At 47.6% G+C, this 20,494-nt stretch carries 18 protein-coding genes and 2 pseudogenes; 6 read left to right on the forward strand and 14 right to left on the reverse strand.

What is annotated here, in order from left to right:
- Nucleotides 1-103: 103 nt before the first annotated feature.
- The 6 genes and pseudogenes from DW083_RS17835 to DW083_RS17860 form a co-directional block, all read right to left on the reverse strand.
- Nucleotides 104-1,024, reverse strand: a pseudogene (locus DW083_RS17835) (TraG family conjugative transposon ATPase); the annotation flags it as partial.
- A complete protein-coding gene (locus DW083_RS17840; protein WP_122333319.1) occupies nt 1,017-1,352 on the reverse strand; it encodes a DUF4133 domain-containing protein in 336 nt (111 codons plus the stop codon). The pseudogene DW083_RS17835 and the gene DW083_RS17840, both read right to left, overlap by 8 nt.
- 23 nt (nt 1,353-1,375) lie before the next feature.
- Nucleotides 1,376-1,678, reverse strand: a complete 303-nt coding sequence (locus tag DW083_RS17845) for a DUF4134 domain-containing protein (RefSeq protein WP_122333320.1) — start codon at nt 1,676-1,678, stop codon at nt 1,376-1,378.
- Nucleotides 1,679-1,839: 161 nt separating this feature from the next.
- Nucleotides 1,840-2,574 carry a hypothetical protein gene (locus tag DW083_RS17850; RefSeq protein ID WP_122333321.1) on the reverse strand — a complete coding sequence of 245 codons (735 nt, stop codon included), beginning with the start codon at nt 2,572-2,574 and terminating at the stop codon, nt 1,840-1,842.
- 12 nt (nt 2,575-2,586) lie between these two features.
- The gene (locus DW083_RS17855; RefSeq protein WP_233552274.1) at nt 2,587-3,021 is read right to left on the reverse strand and encodes a DUF3408 domain-containing protein; all 435 of its coding nucleotides are present in this window, start codon (nt 3,019-3,021) and stop codon (nt 2,587-2,589) included.
- A gap of 5 nt (nt 3,022-3,026) precedes the next feature.
- Nucleotides 3,027-3,797 (reverse strand): ParA family protein, encoded by a 771-nt coding sequence (locus DW083_RS17860; protein WP_122333323.1) that lies wholly within the window; start codon nt 3,795-3,797, stop codon nt 3,027-3,029.
- A gap of 675 nt (nt 3,798-4,472) precedes the next feature.
- Between DW083_RS17860 and mobA the strand changes: the two genes are divergently transcribed.
- From mobA to mobC, 3 genes are read left to right on the forward strand one after another with little or no spacing between them, the layout of a single operon-like run.
- A complete protein-coding gene (mobA, locus tag DW083_RS17865) occupies nt 4,473-4,901 on the forward strand; it encodes a conjugal transfer protein MobA (protein ID WP_122333324.1) in 429 nt (142 codons plus the stop codon).
- 4 nt (nt 4,902-4,905) lie between these two features.
- Nucleotides 4,906-6,150, forward strand: a complete 1,245-nt coding sequence (gene mobB / locus DW083_RS17870) for a conjugal transfer protein MobB (protein WP_122333325.1) — start codon at nt 4,906-4,908, stop codon at nt 6,148-6,150.
- 36 nt (nt 6,151-6,186) lie between these two features.
- Nucleotides 6,187-8,196: a conjugal transfer protein MobC gene (gene mobC / locus DW083_RS17875; protein WP_122333326.1), complete on the forward strand. Its 2,010-nt coding sequence runs from the start codon at nt 6,187-6,189 to the stop codon at nt 8,194-8,196.
- Nucleotides 8,197-8,461: 265 nt separating this feature from the next.
- Here mobC and DW083_RS17880 read toward each other — a convergent pair whose 3' ends face one another.
- Nucleotides 8,462-9,361 carry an HNH endonuclease gene (locus tag DW083_RS17880; RefSeq protein WP_158582138.1) on the reverse strand — a complete coding sequence of 300 codons (900 nt, stop codon included), beginning with the start codon at nt 9,359-9,361 and terminating at the stop codon, nt 8,462-8,464.
- Complete coding sequence (locus DW083_RS17885; protein WP_122333328.1) at nt 9,348-10,871, reverse strand: RNA-directed DNA polymerase; 1,524 nt, start codon at nt 10,869-10,871, stop codon at nt 9,348-9,350. Before DW083_RS17885 ends, DW083_RS17880 begins: the two co-directional genes overlap by 14 nt.
- Before the next feature lie 311 nt (nt 10,872-11,182).
- On the opposite strand from DW083_RS17885, the gene DW083_RS17890 reads away from it, so the two are divergent.
- From DW083_RS17890 to DW083_RS17905, 3 genes and pseudogenes are all read left to right on the forward strand, one after another.
- Nucleotides 11,183-12,706, forward strand: a complete 1,524-nt coding sequence (locus DW083_RS17890; RefSeq protein WP_122333329.1) for a DUF4099 domain-containing protein — start codon at nt 11,183-11,185, stop codon at nt 12,704-12,706.
- A 32-nt stretch (nt 12,707-12,738) separates the two neighbouring features.
- Nucleotides 12,739-14,838: a type IA DNA topoisomerase gene (topB, locus tag DW083_RS17895; RefSeq protein WP_122333330.1), complete on the forward strand. Its 2,100-nt coding sequence runs from the start codon at nt 12,739-12,741 to the stop codon at nt 14,836-14,838.
- Between the two features lie 891 nt (nt 14,839-15,729).
- Nucleotides 15,730-16,256, forward strand: a pseudogene (locus DW083_RS17905) (antirestriction protein ArdA).
- A gap of 123 nt (nt 16,257-16,379) precedes the next feature.
- Here DW083_RS17905 and DW083_RS17910 read toward each other — a convergent pair.
- From DW083_RS17910 to DW083_RS17945, 6 genes are all read right to left on the reverse strand, one after another.
- Nucleotides 16,380-16,718 carry a helix-turn-helix domain-containing protein gene (locus DW083_RS17910; protein ID WP_122333332.1) on the reverse strand — a complete coding sequence of 113 codons (339 nt, stop codon included), beginning with the start codon at nt 16,716-16,718 and terminating at the stop codon, nt 16,380-16,382.
- A gap of 13 nt (nt 16,719-16,731) precedes the next feature.
- Entirely contained in the window at nt 16,732-17,040 is a 309-nt protein-coding gene (locus DW083_RS17915; protein ID WP_122333333.1) for a helix-turn-helix domain-containing protein, read from the reverse strand.
- A gap of 553 nt (nt 17,041-17,593) precedes the next feature.
- The gene (locus DW083_RS17925; protein WP_122333335.1) at nt 17,594-18,157 is read right to left on the reverse strand and encodes a dihydrofolate reductase family protein; all 564 of its coding nucleotides are present in this window, start codon (nt 18,155-18,157) and stop codon (nt 17,594-17,596) included.
- 316 nt (nt 18,158-18,473) lie between these two features.
- Nucleotides 18,474-19,298, reverse strand: a complete 825-nt coding sequence (locus DW083_RS17935) for an RteC domain-containing protein (RefSeq protein WP_122333337.1) — start codon at nt 19,296-19,298, stop codon at nt 18,474-18,476.
- 74 nt (nt 19,299-19,372) lie between these two features.
- Nucleotides 19,373-19,957 carry a hypothetical protein gene (locus tag DW083_RS17940; protein WP_122333338.1) on the reverse strand — a complete coding sequence of 195 codons (585 nt, stop codon included), beginning with the start codon at nt 19,955-19,957 and terminating at the stop codon, nt 19,373-19,375.
- Between the two features lie 47 nt (nt 19,958-20,004).
- The gene (locus DW083_RS17945; protein WP_147382160.1) at nt 20,005-20,493 is read right to left on the reverse strand and encodes a FimB/Mfa2 family fimbrial subunit; all 489 of its coding nucleotides are present in this window, start codon (nt 20,491-20,493) and stop codon (nt 20,005-20,007) included.
- Between the last annotated feature and the right edge of the window lies 1 nt (nt 20,494).

Consider the following 20,494-nt stretch of genomic DNA (forward strand, 5'->3'; position numbering starts at 1 on the left):
TTTGATACAGTATATTACTATTGGTGCATCTGTCCATAGGCTACCGTTGACGAAACAACGGGTTAAATCTAAGTTTAACAATTACTTACACAGCGACGTATCGCACCCATTCCTTATTGATCTGGTTGCCCCGCGAGTAGCGGGAAAGGGAGTGCATATTACGGGCGGATTTCTCAAAACGCCGCAGGTTCTCGGCCGAATCGTCCAAGAAGATGTACTGGTTATAGATATGGTCGCAGGACAGCAGCAGGCCGACAGGCGCGGCGAACGACAGACGACAGTCGCTCCGGTCGGTGGACAGACGTTCGTAACGCATATCCGTAGCGACCGTTCCCGGCAAGTCCTCCACGTCGGAAACCGTATGCAGGCAGACCTTTTTATCCCCCACCCGCAAACCGTCCGCCCCAAGTTCCATATCCTCCAGGCAGGTCGTGTCATCAAGCGACAGGGCAAAGTATTTTTCCACCAGCCCCGCGCTTTCCGGCGTGCCCGTTATTTCCTCCGATGTCAGCCGGGTTAATCTCACAAAACCGCTGTCGTTTACGATACGCTCGAACTGGCCGGACGCCTCCAGGAATTTTACCGTCGTGTCCCTGTTTACCTCCCTGGGGATGATGTTTCCCCGGCAAAGGCTCGAAAAGGAGGACTGCATACGCATCCGCTCCTTTGTCGTCTTTGTCAGGTAGAGGAAACAGGTATGGTTTAAATAGGGCCGCTCGTTAAAATGCCGCTCGAAGCTGCGGGAGAGGAAACTCATATCTCCCTGATCGGCGGCGGGCCGGTAGTTTTCCCGTATAAACCAATCCTGCTTATGGATAACGGTATAATCGGGAAGCACCTTTACGGCCTTGTTCCAGGCGGAGTGTATCGCCTCGTACTCGGCACCGGTCACCGTATAGAGTTCCGGCAAGTCCACCCGGTAGGCCACCGTGATGTCCGCATCCTTGCTGATGATGCAATCCCCCTCGACAGCCAGCAGCGGGAACTTGCTCTCGATCGTGGCGGCTTTCATTACGTTACGCATGGGCCGCCTCCTTTCTCTTCGGGCATCGGAACAGGCGGCGTGCGTTGCGCCGGTTGATAAGGTAACGCGGATGACGGCTTTTGGCCATGATCTTCATTAACCCGTGTTCCCCGTACCGGGCGTTCAGGCGGAAAGTAAACCATACCAGCACCGAGGCGGCGACGAGTCCGAAACCGATACATATCCATTGGCCGATACCGATCATGTACATGATGATAAAGACCACGAATACGGATAGCAGGCCTCCCGCGAAGATGAACAGATATTGCGATTTAAGTCCCCTGAACTCGACGCTTTTTCCAATACCCTTATTTACATTATACTCCATAACTTACAGTGTATAATATTGGCTTACAGGAAGAAGGAACGAAGAATCGTTGCCGCTACGATTAAGAAAATACATGCGCCAAACCAACTGGCGGCGGTTTTTGCGGTGTCGGGATCGCCGGACGAGAATTTACCGTAGACCTTGACGCCGCCGATTAAGCCGACGACCGCGCCAATCGCATAGATCAGTTTCGTGCCCGGATCAAAATAGGAGGTCACCATATTGGTGGCGTCGGTAATACCACCTACTCCGTTGCCTTGCGCGAAGGCGTTCACCGCGGCAGCCATAAGAACGACCGCCGACAAAAAGAATTTCTTTTTATTCATTGCTTGATTTTTTAAAGGCGGCAGGGGGTGGGATGATTCCCCCTGACCGCCGGGATTCTTGTTTACTAATTACTTCTCTGATTTTTTCAGTGGTCGAACGGCGCATGGCTATCCGTAATCTCTCTGTTTCATTGTTTCTTACTTTTTTGATTTCACTTAATTCAGGCAAAGCCGCGCACGTCAAAATCGGCAGGGGCTTTTACCACCGGTGCGGGGTCGGCTTCCCGCAGACGGTAGTAGGCGGCGAAGTAGTCGTCCATAAGGGCGGACACCACTTTCTTTTTTGGTTCGTCAGGCGCGATCTGGCCTATTATGTCAGTCATCCGCACCTCGGCAAGTACCCGCCCGGCTTCCTCTCTTTCCCGTGGGGTGGCACGCCCGGCGTTCGCCACCGTCCGCGCCATTCCCGCCAGTTCCTCGAAGCCGATGCCCGTTGCCCGGCCACCCGAACTTTCATCCTCCGTCCCTTCGGTTTCCCAAACATCCAAATCCCCTTCTTCCCCGGTATCTGATTCCCCCTCCGGCTCGTTTTCGATAACTATATCTATCTCGCCTGAATCAGCTTCCGAGTTTTCGGGAACAGTGCCCGTTTCACCTGCGGGTCGAAGGACTGCCGCCGGAATGCCCCGCGGGTCGGTTTGCCCGTTATCGCCTGCAAATATAACCGCATTTTCAATCGCTTTTTCATTGATTTCCAAAGTGGTAGCTTGTGGCTGCGAGTGGCGCAGGGTAAATTTGCTTTTTCCGATTATATCCTCTTTCGGGACAGGGTGGAAGAGGTTATAACCCTTTTTTCGTGCGGTGTTCTTCCCGCGCTTTACCTTTCGCTCCCACAACAGGTAAATTACAACCACAAGGGCGTACAGCAGAATCGCATAAATGAAATATCGTCCCATGACTATACATTATTATAACAGGTCACCCTGACGTTCACGGTACAGTGCGTTGATTTCCTCTTTATGGAGTTGCAAATGTTCATTCATTACCGTATCAATGTAGCCACCGACGGTTATATCATTTCCGGCATCGGCCAAAGCCCTGACAAGTTTCGTGATAACCGAATGTACCTCATGGCTGATATAGACACATTGACGCAACTTCATTTCATTGCGTTTTATGAATGTTTCTTTATAGTTTGCCACCTGGGTGCGTTTGCGCTTGGACCGCTCCCGCTCTTTTGCCCCCTCACTCTCCCTTTCAATCTCCGGCAATGGTTCGGATATTAACTCCGGTTCCGACAGGGGATCCGGAGCCGGCACGGGAGAGGTTACCCGGTTACTCTTTTTGGCCTGACCAATAACCATTGCCGCATCAATACCCGATGTATCCACTTTTTTACTCATGGCAGTCATTTAAAGAGTCCTAAAAGTTCATCTGCCAGTACATCCAGGTTGGACCCTCTCACAAGGGATTTATCTGCCGGGAACAGCGTAGACCGGAATAGGGATTTATGGCTTGCGGATTGTTCGCGCCGAAAACGTTTGCTGTCCGGGATAAATGTTTTAAGCAAGGGTAAATCCAATTCCTTAATTACCGATTCGTAGACTTCGTACAGTTCTGATTTCTCCCTCCCGTCCACAAGATTCCAAAGAAGGTAAATACCCTTAATATTGGATTTTCCGGTATTGACTATGTTATCTCTCACGGAAATAAGATAATCCAGGGTACTTTCCAACACAAGGCGGTCGGCGGAAATAGGAGCCACGATATAATCCATACTCGCAATAGTACGTACCAGACCTTCGTTATTCAATGTTCCGGGCAGGTCGAAAAATATAAAATCATAATCTCCTTCTTTTATCAAATCCTCGGCTTCATTCAGCGCTTCTTTCGTATCACTTTCAATCACCGGATAGGCTTTCTTTTCTTCCAAACGCAGAAACTGTTCGTACAGCATCCCTTTATAATACTCATCATTTTCGCAGGTTTTAAAATCCCGCTCGCGCATTTCGGCGATCGAATGCTGCGGATAATCGCAGTCGATCACGGCTACCGTATAGCCTTTGACATAATGCAGGTAACTTGCAACCAAAACGGTAAGTGTGGTTTTGCCCGCTCCACCCTTCTGTGTAGAGAAAGCTACATACATCGGTTCCTTTTTACTTTCTTGATTTTCCATTGTTCCAATGTTTTTAATTGTTATTGAATTATTTTACCGTACCATTCAATCGGCACTTTTTTAAACCAGTTTATAAATAGCAAGACAGGGCTTCATTTATTCGTTTCGGTTCTGACGGACACCCTTTAGCCGATACGACAGTACAGCAGTACGACAATACGACAATACGGGAGTATGGACTTCAATCTCCAACTAACTGTTTCCCGACCTGTTTACTCATTAATCGCCCTGCCAAACCAAATCATTAATTCATTTCCCAAGGCAAATAAAACACTTCTTTTTGGCACTTTCACTATGTTTTTTTGAGGTGGTCGCTTGTGGCTTTGAGTGGCACAGTGTTTTGTGATACAGCGTATTAGATAAGCCGATAACTTTGCGGCATGAAACGTTACGGCTAATCGTCCGGGGCATTTTAAGTTGTAGTACCCCTCCCTACAACGCCCTTCCCGGAACAAATCTTACCCGTTAATATGAAGGGTAATCTTTGCCCCTCCGCAGGGCAAAATCCATTTGCATTTGGGCAAATAGCAAGATGTGTTATTTGCATCGCAAAACAAGTTTTGCAGCAAGTAACCTCTTGCCCCTGCCGGGGGGCGTCGCTACCTTCCGGAGTCAGTCGCTCGATCGGACGGCCGGGCCGTAACGGATTTATGTATCACTTAAAAAATCTGTGTTATGAATCAAAAGAATGTACCCCGCAGGCGGGGTAAAGGGGGACGCCCCCCGAAAGACGATCCGGCGTTTCACCGTCTGACCGTGAACCTGACCGGGCAGCAACACGCCGCTTTTCTCTCCATGTACGAGCAATCGGGGCTCGCCTCGCTCTCCGCTTTTATCGCCGCCCGTATCTTCGGCGACGAGTTCCGGGTAGTGAAAACGGACGCGACGGCACTGGAGTTCGTCACCAAGCTGACCGCTTTTTACGGGCAGATCCGTGCGGTCGGGACGAATTACAACCAGGTCGTTAAGCAGCTTCACACCGTTTTCGGAGAGAAAAAAGCGTTGTCATTGCTCTATAAACTGGAGCAACAGACTATCGAACTGGCCGGGATCGGACGCCTGGTACTGGCACTTTGCGAGGATTTCAAAGCCAAAATCGGATAACGGTATGGTGGCAAAAATCAATCACGGGAGCAATTTATACGGCGCGTTGGCTTACAACCAACAGAAAGTGGACGGGGATAAAGGGAAGGTTTTGGGGTGCAATTTAGTCTTGGAGCCTGCCGACGGGAAGTTCAACGCGTATTCCTGCGCGGAGGATTTCGAGCGTTTCATGCCTTCGCATATCCGCACGAAAAAGCCCGTCGTACATATCTCGCTCAATCCCCACCCGGACGACAAGCTGACCGACGTGCAGCTCACCGACCTGGGGCGGCAGTATCTCGAACGCCTGGGCTACGGCGGCCAGCCGTATATGATCTTCAAACATGAGGATATAGACCGCCGGCATATCCACCTGGTCACTACCCGCGTGAGAACGGACGGTTCCCTTGTACCCGACAAATTCGAGAAAGACCGAAGCAGCCGGATTGTGGCGCAGTTGGAAAAGGACTTTAACCTGCTACCGGCCAAGGGGCAGAAGCAGGGCGAGGCGTGGCGGCTCACCCCGGTAGACGCCGCGGCGGGAAATCTTAAGAAGCAAATCTCCGGGGTTATAAAACCGCTATCGGAAATGTACCGTTTCCAATCCTTTGCCGAATACCGTGCCCTGCTCTCCTTATATAATATAGGTATAGAGAAAGTCGAGGGGAATAACAAGGGGAACAGATACGAAGGGCTGGTTTACTCGGCTCTGGATGCTGACGGTAAACGTGCAGGCAAGCCGCTTAAATCCTCCCTTTTGGGAAAAACGGCGGGCATCGCCGCGCTGGACAAACGTATGAAGGAATCCGGTGAGATGATAAAGTCCGGTAAGGCAGTTGCCGGGACAAAGGCCACAGTAGCCGAGGCCCTGCAAAATGCCCGCACCGAAAGCCGGTTACGGGAAGCCCTGCAAAAGAAAGGTATCGACCTGGTATTGCGTCGAAATGATACGGGGCGCATATACGGGGCTACTTTCATCGACCATAACAGCCGCACGGTGATAAACGGTTCCCGTCTGGGAAAGGAGTTTTCGGCCAATGCCTTGAACGAACGCTTTGCTAATGATACGCACCGCGAGGATCTGCACGCTCCGGCGCGGAAGCCTGCGACCGCCCCCGCCGGTAAGAAGTCCGTAACGGAACTGCCGGACATGATCGCTGCGGGCGGCCTGCTCTCCGTATTTACGCCCGAATTTGAAGGGCAAAATGAAAATCCGCCCGCACCCCGTCGCCGGAAAAAGAAGAAACGGCGGTACGGCAGGCAGATGTAAACGACAAGTATCTCAAACCATTAAAATTTTAAGATTATGCAAAATGAAGATGATCTTCGCGGACTGGCTAAAGTCATGGACTTTATGCGCGCCCTATCCATATTGTTCGTAGTGATTAACGTGTACTGGTTCTGTTACGGGGCCATACATGAGTGGGGAATCAATATCGGGGTGATAGATAGAATCCTGATGAATTTTAACCGTACCGCCGGACTGTTTACCTCGATCCTCTGGACTAAACTTTTCGCGGTGGCTTTTCTCGCGCTTTCCTGTCTCGGGACACGGGGCGTCAAAGACGAGAAGATCACCCGGACGAAAATTATTGCCGCCCTTACCGCGGGCTTTATCCTGTTTTTCCTGAACTGGTGGCTGCTCTCCCTGCCGCTCCCGCCGGAAGCCAATGCGGGATTTTACGTCTTTACAATGACCGCCGGTTATATCCTGCTGCTCATGGGCGGTATATGGCTATCCCGCCTGCTGAAAAACAATATGTTCGACGATGTGTTCAATACCGAGAACGAATCGTTCATGCAGGAAACGAGGCTGATAGAGAATGAATACTCCGTGAATCTGCCGACCCGGTTCTACTATAAAAAGAAGTGGCACAAGGGTTTCGCCAATGTCGTTTCAATTTTTCGTGCGTCCATCGTCCTGGGAACGCCCGGCTCCGGCAAGAGTTACTGTGTGGTCAATCAGTACATTAAGCAGAATATAGAGAAAGGATTCGCCATGTACATCTACGATTTCAAATTTCCCGACCTGTCCACCATTGCCTATAACCATCTTTTGAACAACCGGGAGGGGTACGCCAAAACACCCACGTTTTACGTGATTAATTTTGACGACCCTTCCCGTTCGCACCGCTGTAACCCGATCAATCCCGCCTTCATGGAGGATATTTCGGATGCCTACGAGTCCAGCTATACGATCATGTTAAATCTGAATCGCACCTGGGTAAGCAAGCAGGGCGACTTCTTTGTCGAGTCACCGATCATTTTATTCGCGGCGATTATCTGGTTCTTGCGGATATATAAAGACGGGAAATATTGCACGTTCCCCCACGCAGTCGAGTTCCTGAATAAACCCTACGAGAAAATCTTTCCGATTCTCACCTCATACCCGGAACTGGAAAACTACCTGTCACCCTTCATGGATGCGTGGCTCGGTGGGGCGGCCGACCAGCTCCAGGGACAAATCGCAAGTGCGAAAATCCCGCTCTCGCGCATGATCTCCCCACAGCTTTATTGGGTCATGAGCGGCGATGAGTTCAGCCTGGATATAAATAACCCGGACGACCCGAAAATACTTGTCGTCGGCAACAACCCCGACCGGCAGAACATATACGGGGCGGCACTGGGGTTATATAACAGCCGCATCGTAAAACTCATTAACAAGAAAGGACAGCTAAAGTGCAGTGTCATAATAGACGAGCTACCGACTATTTATTTTAAAGGACTGGATAATTTGATTGCCACCGCACGAAGCAACAAGGTTGCCGTGCTACTCGGTTTCCAGGACTTTTCGCAGCTAAAGCGCGATTACGGGGACAAGGAGGCCGCCGTCGTAATGAACACCGTAGGCAACATCTTCTCGGGGCAGGTTGTAGGAGATACGGCGAAAACACTCTCCGACCGCTTCGGGAAGGTTTTGCAGAAACGCCAGTCCATGACCATTAACCGCAATGATAAATCAACCTCCATTTCCACACAAATGGACAGCCTCATACCTCCGTCGAAAATCTCCAATCTGACCCAGGGTATGTTCGTCGGGGCGGTAGCGGACAGCTTTTCGGAGCGGATAGAGCAAAAGATTTTTCATGCCGAGATCGTGGTGGATAATGAGCGGGTAGCCACAGAGGAAAAGGCTTATAAGAAAATACCCGTTATCACGGACTTTACCGACGAGAACGGCGTGGACAGGATGAAAGAACAGATACAGGAGAATTATGAGCGTATCAGAGCCGAGGCCAGGCAGATAGTCGAGGATGAGATACAGCGAATAAAGGATGATCCGGACCTTTGCCACTTATTGCCTAAAGAGGAATAATATAATGGTGGGGTTGAAAAAGGTTGAAAAATAAATGTTCCTATTATACAGATACCTACAAGAAAGAGAATTGTCAATTCTTTTTAATCAGCCCCATTATATTTACTAAAACACAATTTATTCCCTTTTAAATGTTACGAGCCTAACAAATCAAACTTACCATATTTACAACGGATATTATTACAAATAATAAATAATCCATGTATATATATTTCTCTCAAATGCTCACAGTAATAATCTTAAAAATAATGCTGTGTATTACCATCTATCTATCCTCATTCTTACATTTGTTTTGCAGTAATTTATATTTAATAATTCTATTTTTAAGTTCGCATATACTCAAAAAATGTCCTTCAAATTTCCGATGCAACATTCTGTGACAATTGGAACAAACCAATTCCAAATCTTCCAATTTAGTAGTTGTTTCTCCTGATTCAGATATAGGTTTCACATGGTGACATTCAATAAACTCTGCACCGAAACTATCAATAAAAGAAAACTCACACACACTGCATTTCAAAAGCCCTTGCTTTAATGCTTGTTGCTTTTTCTTATAGACTATTTCTTTATTTCTTTCTCGTGCAATATGTGTGATGAGTCTTTCTTTACCCTCTGTAACACCAAAATCAGGATCATTAAGATCAATTTCTTTAGAGATATTCTCAACAAGACGAATAGAGTCAGAGAAGTCTTTTTTGAAAAATGGAGTAAATCGAACCCATATATCACGAAGTAGATCGTCGAAAATACCTAACTTTGAAATATGAGATATTTCACAAGCATTTCCTTGACTTATTCCTTGAAAATTAACTCTACTCCAAAGAGAGTCCGAAACAAAAATCAAGTCATCAATAGGCGTGTGAGCGATAACTCTTACTTTTCTGCCATATCTAAAATTAGCTCTATCCCCTTCTTCTTCTATTTTGTCTTTGACAGGAGTAACTAAATGTGTAAATACTTTGTGTCCATTAATATTTTGATATAGAAGGATGATTTCTCCTTTTTGAGGTTTCAATATATTGCCACAATGTCTATTTGGAAAATGTAGGACAAATTCCGAATCAACATTCATATATGCTGATCCATATTCACTATTTGTAATATTTTTAATCCATATTATATCAAAAGGAGTAAGCTCTCTTTCAGATAAATCATTCCTCATCATAGTCGATTTTAAATAGTTGAACTTCCTCTTTGTTAATAACAACATTTATCTCTTGAACAACTTGTTCATCAATAATTGGAGTCAATTCTATTATACTTTTTAAAGCACTACCCAACCAATCGGAGTTCCATATTTGCACATTGGGATCATTTACTTTCTTACAAAGGTTTTCATCATAAATCTTGTTTCTATCAATTTTAATAGTCAAACGTTGTAGCCAAATTTTCAGATGTCCAGTATTAGGTATTTTAGCAAACTTATCACATATAAGCTGCAAAAGTTCATCTATTTCTACCTGATTATTTAATAAAGAGAATAATTTACTCAATATTGCAGACGAAATAGGATATACGCGTGGATTTTTATACATTATATCTCCGAGAATTGATATTAAAGCCCTAATATCCTGTTTGATTTCTGTAAGCCCCTTTATACGATCAAAGAACTTGATCAACGCTTTATTGAGACTTCCTGAATTCGGATAATTTTCTGACAGACGGTGTATTAACAATAAATGTTCCTGTATGCTTTTTGCCCCTTGTTTTGATGAAATCCAGTATAATTTATCTGGCTTAATAGAGTCTCTAACGATATTATTAGAAATCAACGTTTTTTGAGTATTCAGTCGCATACCCAAATCAATTAATATTTCTGTAAGCAATTTAGCAATATACTCTACAGTCTGCGGATTGTTTGAATAAATTCTATAATCATCCCTATAACGCATAATATGATAATCTTGAATGTTTTCTTGCTGAATACGCTGGGATAACTCTGAATCAGCATAACCAAGAACTAATTCTGCTATAAAATCCATTAAAACACTGCCTTGAGGAATTCCATTTGTTTGCCCATAAGCCATATCACGCAAATGTTTATCTATGATATTTCCTATTAAGCTATTTCCGTCTCTATTAGATTTTGCAATGGCTTTTGTATGAATTGCCCAAGGAATCGAATGAGTATAAATGGAGCCATAACAATCGGAAATATCTGTATGTAAAACATACTCATATAATAAAGCCAACTCTATTGATTGTTGCTCTATTGATTGCCACCAATTAGTAACTGCTTTTGCTTTATCTGATTGACTGTCTTGAGATTCTAGAGGGATACTATAACATTTTATATTAGGATTCTTCCCAAAATCACTAAATCTAGTAACAATTAACTCCCAATTTGTCTTTTCAGTGATCTTATTAACAAGAGAAACATATAATGCCGGATGAATTAATTGCAAAGGACGCCAAGCATATTTACCATCTTTATTATTAAGGAATTTGTAGTTTACACCTTCAAAATTGCAGGGATAATTTGTTACGGATTTCCCCTTTTCATTATGATAAGTAGAATAAAATCCTGACAAATTCTTGTTGTTTAAGTATTTTGATATTTGCTTCAAAAGTAAATTAAAAGTAAAATACTTAGGTAAATCAATACCACAATAACTTTCTTCTTTTAAGAAGAAAGTTCTCGCTTCCGTATAATTAAAGTCTAATATTCGTCTCATTATTTCTTATTTGATTAGCAAAAATACCATATTTAGTTGAAATATTGGTCGTTTATATATACTTATATTGTTGTTTTCCAAGGATAAAAGTATTTTCGTGTTCTCACACAACTTAGTATGCCACATGGCAATACCAAATCAGCCCAAAAGTTATTTTTGGGAAAAGTAATAATCTAATTCAAATAACAAAAACATCCCAGCCACTCCCAGCCACAAGCTGCCACCCGTCAAAACCCTTGCAATCAATTCATTACTAAGCTATATCTTCGTTCCGCATTAATAGTAATGCAGAATTAAAAACCATTTTAATCATGGACGAGAACATCAAAAACGAAGAGCCTAAAGTCTTACTGACCAAAGGCGAGGACGGCAAACTGAAAGCCGTCAGCGGAATGGAGAAAGACGGTAAATTGAACACCGTCGATCCCACTAAAGAGAACGCAGACAAATTCTTTCAGGTCAATCCCAGCGGAAACCTGATAGAGAATTTCATGCAGAAATTTTCCGGGCAATACCGGCAACCGTCACACACGGGCCTTTATGCCGTTGCCGGAAGCGCGGTCGATAAGATTGCGGCTTTCCTGGACAAGATCATCAAGATGAATCCCGATGACAAGGTGCTTGCACCCTACAAGGTAAAACCCGACGGGCAGATGCAGGAACAGTCCCCGGGAAAGTACCAACCGCTTGACCTGAATAAAGTCGATTGGAAGGATGCCGAAAAGTTAGGGCTTTCGGGCGATCAGTTACAGGACACGCTCAAAGCGATGGCATACGGGCATAAATCCCCCGGTCTGGTGGATATTAAGGCCGAGATTGACGGACAGGAAATAACGGTCAAAGCCCGACTTTCCTTGCAGGAACAACCCGACGGCTCCATCAAGATCCAAACACATCCCTTTCAGGAACAGCCCGATTTCGAGAGTCCCTATATGGGGGTAAAATTCACGCTGGAGGATATAGAGCAGTTCAAACAGACGGGGAACGGCGGACGGGTATTCGATTTGGAGCCCGTACCCGGAGGCGAGAAAATACCCTCGCTTATCTCACTTGACAAGCTGACCAACCGTTTCGAGTCCGTACCTACTTCCGAGATCAAGATCGGCCCGACCATAAAAAATGCCGTACTCTCCCAGGAACAGATAACCACATTTGAACATGGCGGAAGTATATTGATAAAGGGCATGGACAAACGGGTAAAACCGGGCGAGGAGCCGTCCAAGATAGACCGTATAGGGCAATTCAACGCCGCCAACCGTAACATAGATTTCCGCTTTACGCCTGAACAGATACAGCAGTATCAACAAGAACGGCAGGCCAGACGGGAACAAGCCGAAGAGAATGGCCCGCTGAAAGCCCGTAAAGTCGGGGATATTTGGATTCGCCCCGTTCAGGGTGGCGTGGAACTGACCCGCGAACAGTTCCAAAAAGTTTGTAAAGGCATACCGGTATGGGTGGAAGGTATGCAACAGGCCCCACCCAAACAGAAAGAGGGGGCGCAACAGATTGAGACAGCCGACTGGAAAGGACAGAAATACAACGCCTGGGTATGGCCCGACCCGGAAAGGGGGCATGTACGCCATACCTCGAAACATCCCGACGAGTTACGGGCGGGACGCAAGGTTACACCCGCGGACAGCCACAAAACGCAAGTGGCCGTGAACAACGAGGGTAAGACCAACGAAGCCACCAAGCACGCCCAAAGTAAAGGCGAGCCGTTGAAGTCCGGGCAGACTAATCCCACTGCCCGACAAGACGAGATGAAAAAAGAGCGGGAGCAGAAGCAATCCCCGGCAGCCCCCAAGAAAAGCACGGGCAAGGGACGCAAAATGTAATCCCGATTAATAACCACTAAAAAAATCAGAGAATGAAAGTTATAATAGCAGAAAAGCCCAGCGTGGCGCGGAGCATAGCCGCCATTGTGGGCGCGACCGTCAAAAAGGACGGATATATGGAAGGTGGCGGATACGCCGTAACCTGGGCGTTCGGCCACCTGGTCGGACTCGCCATGCCCGAAGCCTACGGCTTTACGGGTTTCAGACGGGAAAACCTGCCGATACTCCCGAAGGAATTTACCCTTGTCCCCCGGCAGGTACGGGAGGGTAAAGAATATAAGGCCGATTCCGGCGCACTCAAACAGCTAAAGATTATAAAGGGGTTGTTCGACCGGGCCGATGAAATTATAGTCGCCACCGACGCGGGCCGCGAGGGTGAGTTGATATTCCGCTTCATATATAATTATGTGGAATGCCATACCTCCTTCCGCCGCTTGTGGATAAGCTCGCTCACCGACCGGGCCATCCGTGAGGGGATGCAGGCCCTTCGCCCGGGAAGCGATTACGATAACCTGTATCTCTCCGCCCGTGCACGCAGCCAGGCGGATTGGATCGTGGGCATCAACGCCTCGCAAGCCCTCTCCATTTCCGCCGGAAGCGGCGCGTGGTCACTGGGCCGGGTACAAACGCCCACGTTGGCCATGATCTGCTCGCGTTACCTGGAGAACAAGGACTTTATCCCGCAAACCTATTTCAGGCTAAAGGTGCATACCGGGAAAGGCGCGACGGCGTTTGCCGTTCTTTCAGCGGATAAATATGACAGCCGCGGCGTCGCCGATCAGACGGCCGCCATCGTGAAAGCTGCCGGGGAACTGACCGTTACGTCCGTCGTCAAGAAGGAAGTCCGGCAGGAGCCGCCGCTCTTATACGACCTTACAACCCTGCAAAAGGACGCTAACAAGCGGCACGGCTTTTCCGCCGACAAGACACTGACCATAGCGCAGGGATTATACGAAAGCAAGTTCATTTCCTATCCACGTACCGGCTCCCGATATATATCCGCCGATGTCATGGAGGAAATACCGCACCTGATCGCAACCCTGCGGGCGCATCCCAAATTCGGCGGCTATATCGACGCCCGGCCGGGGACACGTCCGGTAAACGACGCGAAAGTGACAGACCATCATGCGCTGATTATTACGGAAGATCCCGCGAGGGGATTATCCGAAGATCAGCAGCTTGTTTACGATATGATAGCGGGCCGTATGCTGGAAGCCTTCGGAGAGGGTTGCGTCAAAGAGAACACCGCCGTAACGCTGGAAGCCGGCGGCGTACACTTTGTCGCAAAGGGCAGTATCATGTTACATCCCGGCTGGCGTAATGTTTTCGGAGCCGACCGGGAAGAAACAACGGACGAGGATTTAACCGTACTGCCCGATCTGACGGAAGGCGATAAGCCGGCCGTCCGTGATGTCGAAGTGCAGGAGAGACAGACCAAACCCAAGCCCCTGCACACCGAAGCCACGTTGCTCTCGGCGATGGAGAGCGCGGGCAGGGAAATAGAGAATGAGGAAGAACGCGAGGCCATGAAAGACGCGGGGATCGGGACACCGGCCACCCGCGCCGCCATTATCGAGACACTCTTTTCGCGGGAATACATCGTGCGGGAGAAAAAAACACTTGTACCTACCAACAAAGGGCTGACCGTTTATCTGGCAGTACGCGACAAGAAGATTGCCGATGTCGCCATGACCGGGCAATGGGAAGCGGCACTGGCGAAGATCGGCACGGGAGATATGGATGCCGGAGCGTTCCATCGCTCAATAGAGGTGTACGCCTCGCAAATCACTGCCGAATTGCTGGATATGGCTTTCGCACGGCAGGATAACCTGCAGTCATGCCCCTGCCCGAAATGTAAGAGCGGCAACGTGGTTATCTTTAATAAGGTGGCCAAATGTCAGAACGAGGCCTGCGGGCTTACCGTATGGCGCACCATCGCAAAAAAGGAGTTATCCGACACACAGCTTATATCCTTACTGACAAACGGCAAGACCGGGATCATTAAAGGACTCATTAGCGGCAAGACCGGTAAGCCTTTCGATGCCGCCATTGCTTTCGATGCCGATTATAAGACCGTGTTCGATTTCGAGCAGAAGAAAGGAAAGCCAGGAAGCAAACGTAAATCCAAGTAAATCATTATCTTTGCCACCGAAAGAATCTTTGCGGTTATTGCTGATAGGGATGTTTGCTTTAACTTCACTGATTTTTTTAGTGGTGGCGTCCGGGGCTATGCTTCGGACGCCTTTTTTATTTGCCCGTTTCACGGACAAGCCTTGCGGGGATTCATCCGAAAGATGATTGTCATTGCCTCTTTTCCGGATCGATACTCCGGGACGACACCATACGTCGGAATCCTCCATATCTTATCGCTTTCTACGGTCAAGGCGATTTTTCAAAAAGTTCCGCATATAGAATGGCTTATGCCGGGTATCAATGTTCGTATGAAACCGTAACAGCCGTCCTTTATATCCATTCCGGCAATCGTCTTGACGCCATATATACCCGTCATATCTTTTCTTCCGTCCCCATAGGCTGCCTTTATAAGCCCTTGAAAGGCAGAATACGTTTTCGTCCCGTTCCCGGCTATAATTTCCTTGAAGGTTATCCCGTGCGCTTTCCCTTTTATAGGACGGCAGGGCAATCCCGGATATTCTATGCCCCGGCCTCTTTGCCGCCGAAAGGCAAGCCTTCTTATTACTTCCATCGGTATTTATGGAAAGGTCTTGCCACTTTCCGGAAACTCGTCACAAGACATAAGTGCCGTTTTTCCCGCTTTCTGTCAGTCCATAACCTTATCCGCCTTCCTCCCGGCAAGGGTTGTTATTTCCGCGGGCAAAAGTGCTTACGTGGTCTTAACGGGCAGTAAAGTTCCTTCGGCCGGAGGTTCACCCGAAAAATCTTCCGACATCCCTTCGGGACATGGCGTATTTGTTCGGTGAAAACTTGACAGTCCCTAACCACTGCACCGGAAGAGGGCCCGTAAAAAACAACCGGCCCAAGGGTCGGTACTAAAAATTAAGGTTATGGAGAATTTATCAGAAGCAAAGATTTATGTAGCACCTATGCCAAGTATAACAACGGTTCCATTTATGGAAAGTGGCTGGACCTATCGGATTATTCCGATAAGGAAGAATTTTATGAGGCTTGCCATGAGTTACACGGCGACGAGCCGGACGCCGAGTTTATGTTCCAGGATTGGGAAAACATACCGTCCTCCCTTATCGGAGAAAGCTGGTTATCGGATAACCTCTTTGAAGTGATCGAGGCCGTCTCGGAATTGGACGAAAATGAACAGGAAGCCTTTTATATATGGCTGAACGACGGCAACCGTGATATGGATACGGAAGATATAAACGGACTAATCGATTCGTTCCGCGACGATTACCAGGGTAATTACAAGGACGAGGAGGATTACGCTTATGAGATTATCGAACAGTGCTACGACTTGCCGGAGTTCGCTTTAAGCTATTTCGATTATGAAAAGTTCGCCCGCGACCTGTTTATGACCGACTATTGGTTTGAGGACGGCCACGTATTCCGTCGAGCCTGACAGCTTCGATACCAACCGGAAGGCGGGAAGTTCCCGCCTTTTTTATGGCATATCCCCTTATTAAAAACGCGTCCCGCCCAATCTCACGACTGTACGGGACGCTGACAAAGCACAAATAAAAACCTATCCCTCCGCGGAATCATCCTCGCAGGTTTCGTCGTCGGCTTCATTTTCGCCTTTGGCGAAGTTCGCATTAATGAAAGCCTCCACGTCACTCTCGCGGTAATAGGTTTTATGGTAGATGGTCTGATAGGGCAATTCGCCCGATGACCGGTAACGCTGCAAGGTACGTTTACTCACATGGAGCAACTGGCACACTTCCTGATTGTCCAGAAAGCGTTCGCCGCCTAAAAAATGATACCTGCCCGACATATTTTCCAAATTGGTGTCCAGCCGGTCAAACCGTCCTATGAAACGTTCAAACCATTCCTGTAACCACGTCGTTAATTCATTCTCTCCCATATCGCACGATTATTTAGAGGTTGTCACTCTTTTCCCTACGGGGAAAGACACGGCCAGCGATAAGCCGCTCGATCTCCGAAAGGCGGTAGCGTACCCGGCCGCCCCGGATTGAATAGGTTACTTCCCCGGCAGAACGCAGGCGTTGGAGGGTACAGGTACTGACCTCCAGTAATTCGGCCGCCTTCGCGTTATCTATCCATACTGTCGAGGGATCGGACGGCACGGCCCGCTTCTCGGTCTGCCGCTCGATATAATTATAAATCCGCTCGATCTTTTCTGCAAGTGACTTATAGGCATCACTGTCAATGGTGATTCGTTTCATATCTGATTCGTTTTTGATTTCGCAAAGGTCGGAAGTTTATAATTACCTTAAACTGTGGCACATATCACTTTTTTATCAACACGTCCGGGAACGGCTCCGGGAGGGGATTCTGAAAGAGGTTTTTGTGGAAATTTGCAGTAAAATACACAGGAAAGACACAGTTATCATTTTTGCCGGAGGTGGCGAAAGCCTTCTATTTTCAGGGGATAGCGGGCTGTTTTTCCTTACGGACGAAAAACAGCAAATCCCCGTCGGGCACTCAAAAAAATATTACCGTCCGCATTTTTATCCTTCACGGGAGTAAAATGCGGATAATAATAACACGCTTTACAAGCCTGTTGTTGTGTCCCGGATTCTTTTTAACGAGTCCATAGTCCGTCTATATGCCGGGAAGTGTATTTTTCCGCATATGCTCGTCGCACGGCGGAGAAGGAACACTGCAAACCTGTAATTATGAGTAAATATTTCCGGGTTTCTAACGAGGCCCGGAGGGATTAAATGTATATTCTATTAAATCCGGTCTCGGTTAAATATAAAGAGGGGTGCTTACCGGCTAAGTCCGGGGGACATAACGCATCTGCATCACGCCGTTATCGAAACATTGAAAACAGGCCATATCCCAATACTGTTCCATCCGGTTACGGCTGAAAAGCGTATATCCGTTTCCGAGTATAACGGGTACTACGTTTACCGTTATCTCGTCTATCAGCCCGCGTTCCATAAACTGGGATAACAGTTCCCGGTCACCGGCCAGCCATATATCCCCGGAGGTTTCACGCCGGATCGCCTCGACAGCCTCCACATACCCGAAACCGCTCTCCGGCCTTAAAAGCACAAAATCGGGCATTCGCCCCGGTGTCAATACGGAGTGATCCGGCAACAGCACTTTCGTCCGTATTCCTCGTGGCGGCCAAATATCGGTGGCCTGGAGCATTGCATAGTAAATCCCGTTTAAGACGGCACAACCTACCGTCTCGGCAAATCCGCCGAAACCGTAGTCCCTGTCCGAGGAAGGCCGGGGATAGCCGGTAAGCCAGTCGATACTTCCGCCCATCTTTGCCGCATACCCGTCCAACGATACGAAGGAAAAGGTCTTAATTTTACCTGTTTTATCCATTTTTCTGTCAGTTTTTCCCGACGATGTAAAAGAGGCGTGGAAATTACGCCGCCGAATCGGGAGGTACTGACAAATACCTTAAACGAGAACAACGCAACTCCACGCCAAATTAAGCATGAATATCGCGCCATGTTTTCCTCGTTTATCCGTTTAATTGTCAGTTTCCCCGATAAAAAGAATACAGCGTATATTCAGTTTCCGGCATCCGCAGGCGGATAGCTTCGCAAGATCGGACGCCGACAGTTCATTTTTACCATTTATTACATCACAGGCATTATTCGTTTATATTCTTACCGTTACCACTTACGCGGTATCGTTATCTCCTTCTTTTCGTATGGCTCCGTTCTATCCGGAGCAAAAGCGCGTCTTTCAACAAATCGAAAATCTCCGTTACATTATCCAGGTCTTTTATCTCGGAAAAGACGCTGGTATAATTTCCCAGGTCGAGGCCCAGCAAGTGCTCCATCGCCTTGACTACCCGGGAAAGGGGTATCTTGCCGAAGGCACGAAATGAATCCAGGGCGTATAAAAGCACAATGAGGTATTTCTTCTTTGTATTCCAGAGCAGCTGCGGCTTCTCGTCGGGATGTTCCAGTTCGTCCAGTTGGGATTTCAGCAGGATTTCCAGCCGCTCGTTCGCCAGTATCTTCGCCAGCTTGTAATCGCAGTTGGTGGAATATCTCGGCTCACGCTCGCTAAGGGTAGGCTCCAGGTATTGCAACCCGATCCGGAACTTGCCCCGCGTAAAATAGCAGACGTCGTTATGCGTCGATCCCAGGCGGTAGTAACTGTAAAACTCCGGACGGCGGTCGATATAATCCTGCAGGTTCTCCAGCTCCTTGTTCAGGTATTCCCGCTGAATGTCCATGCCGCCATGCGGACGGTTCATTTCGATGTTGTACACCTGGCAATGATAGATCAGTTGCGACACAAGTTGCGGCTTGGTCTGCTTGAAGAAATAGATTTCTTCTTCCTCGCTGGAAAACTCATAATCCATTATAAAGGTTTTCAGCCTCGAATTGGCATCCGCCAACGCGAGGGCCGTGGCAAAGGAACGTTTCAGGGTGTCCTTCTCGGTCGCCTCAATTTGTCGTACCTTCGCCGACGTTTCTTTCATCAATTCCTGCAAAAAGCCGTTCATAAATTACTTCTTACGGATGTTAGGATGTCAGTTACTGAAATGCTTTTATAATATATCTCCATCATTAATTTGTTTTATATTTCTCCCACCGTTTCGTTCTCATGCAGGAGCGGAAAAAAGAGCGTAGCCAGTTCCCCGGCCGTATAAAATGACCGCATAAGCATCAATACCGCGTCATAGACGGCGGGGTAATGACTGTCATCCGTCAAATAGGCGAAAAAACTTTTTAATACCCTTCCCAGCTTCTCACGTATCGGAAGGGAGGTGTTTTGCGGTTTCTCCCGGAAAGGGATATTTCTTAATGCTTCCATGAACGACACGTTACCGCCTGTTTGAAGGCCGGTACAGCCCAATATGACATAATTCGAGGACAGCAGTGTCGCGCAACTTATCTCACAATGCGGGGGAAGCAGTATAAATTCCCGCTTGTCAAGCAGGATTCTTCCCAAGAACGCACCTTTGAGGTATATCTTGCCTTCCAACAGAAAGAACAGGCGGTGGTGGTTGCTGCTGCCTATGTATTCCACCCGGCCCTTTAGTTGCTCGCGGCAGACCATATCGTTATCTTGATCCGCATCAAATCCGTTCAGTCGTTCCAATAACATCCTTGTTATTCCTCCCGAACCGTTATATGCAATTTTCTCTTTTAATATATTCATACTGTCTTTTCTTAAGAGGGATAACCCCGTTTATTTTTTTGGCTTCGCTAAATGTCCGCCTCTGTTTCCCTATGCGTCCATCCGTTGACGGTAAGGCCGATAACGGAAGATGCTTTTTCCAGCATAATCTCAATATCGGACGATCCGGCTTTCAATAGCCGCGTACAGTTTCCAACCCACAGGTAGGGATTGTCACCTGCCCGGGCGGTGGCCGTTACCTCACGGTAATGCGTTTGCCCCGGCTTAAAGACCTGCGGGGTGATGGTATAATCCTCCGTGTTTATGAAAACAAGGATATAGTGCGTTCCGCTTTCGGTATTCAACCTAATACCGTTGCCGGTTATTTGGTCGGTATAGCGGCTCTCAAAATAGCCGTCAGCGTCGAACAGAAGTATCTCCGATGTTCGGGTATCGTACTGTTCCGTAGCTCTCAGGAACACATTTACCACCACGGGTAAGCGTTCCTCCGCTTCTTTGTCTGTGCAGGAGCAAAGTAGGAATGCCAATACTGAAAATGTTACTATGCCTTTATTCATA

It is taken from the genome of Parabacteroides sp. AF48-14 (genome assembly GCF_003477465.1).
In the GTDB taxonomy this organism is placed as follows: Bacteria; Bacteroidota; Bacteroidia; order Bacteroidales; family Tannerellaceae; genus Parabacteroides; species Parabacteroides acidifaciens.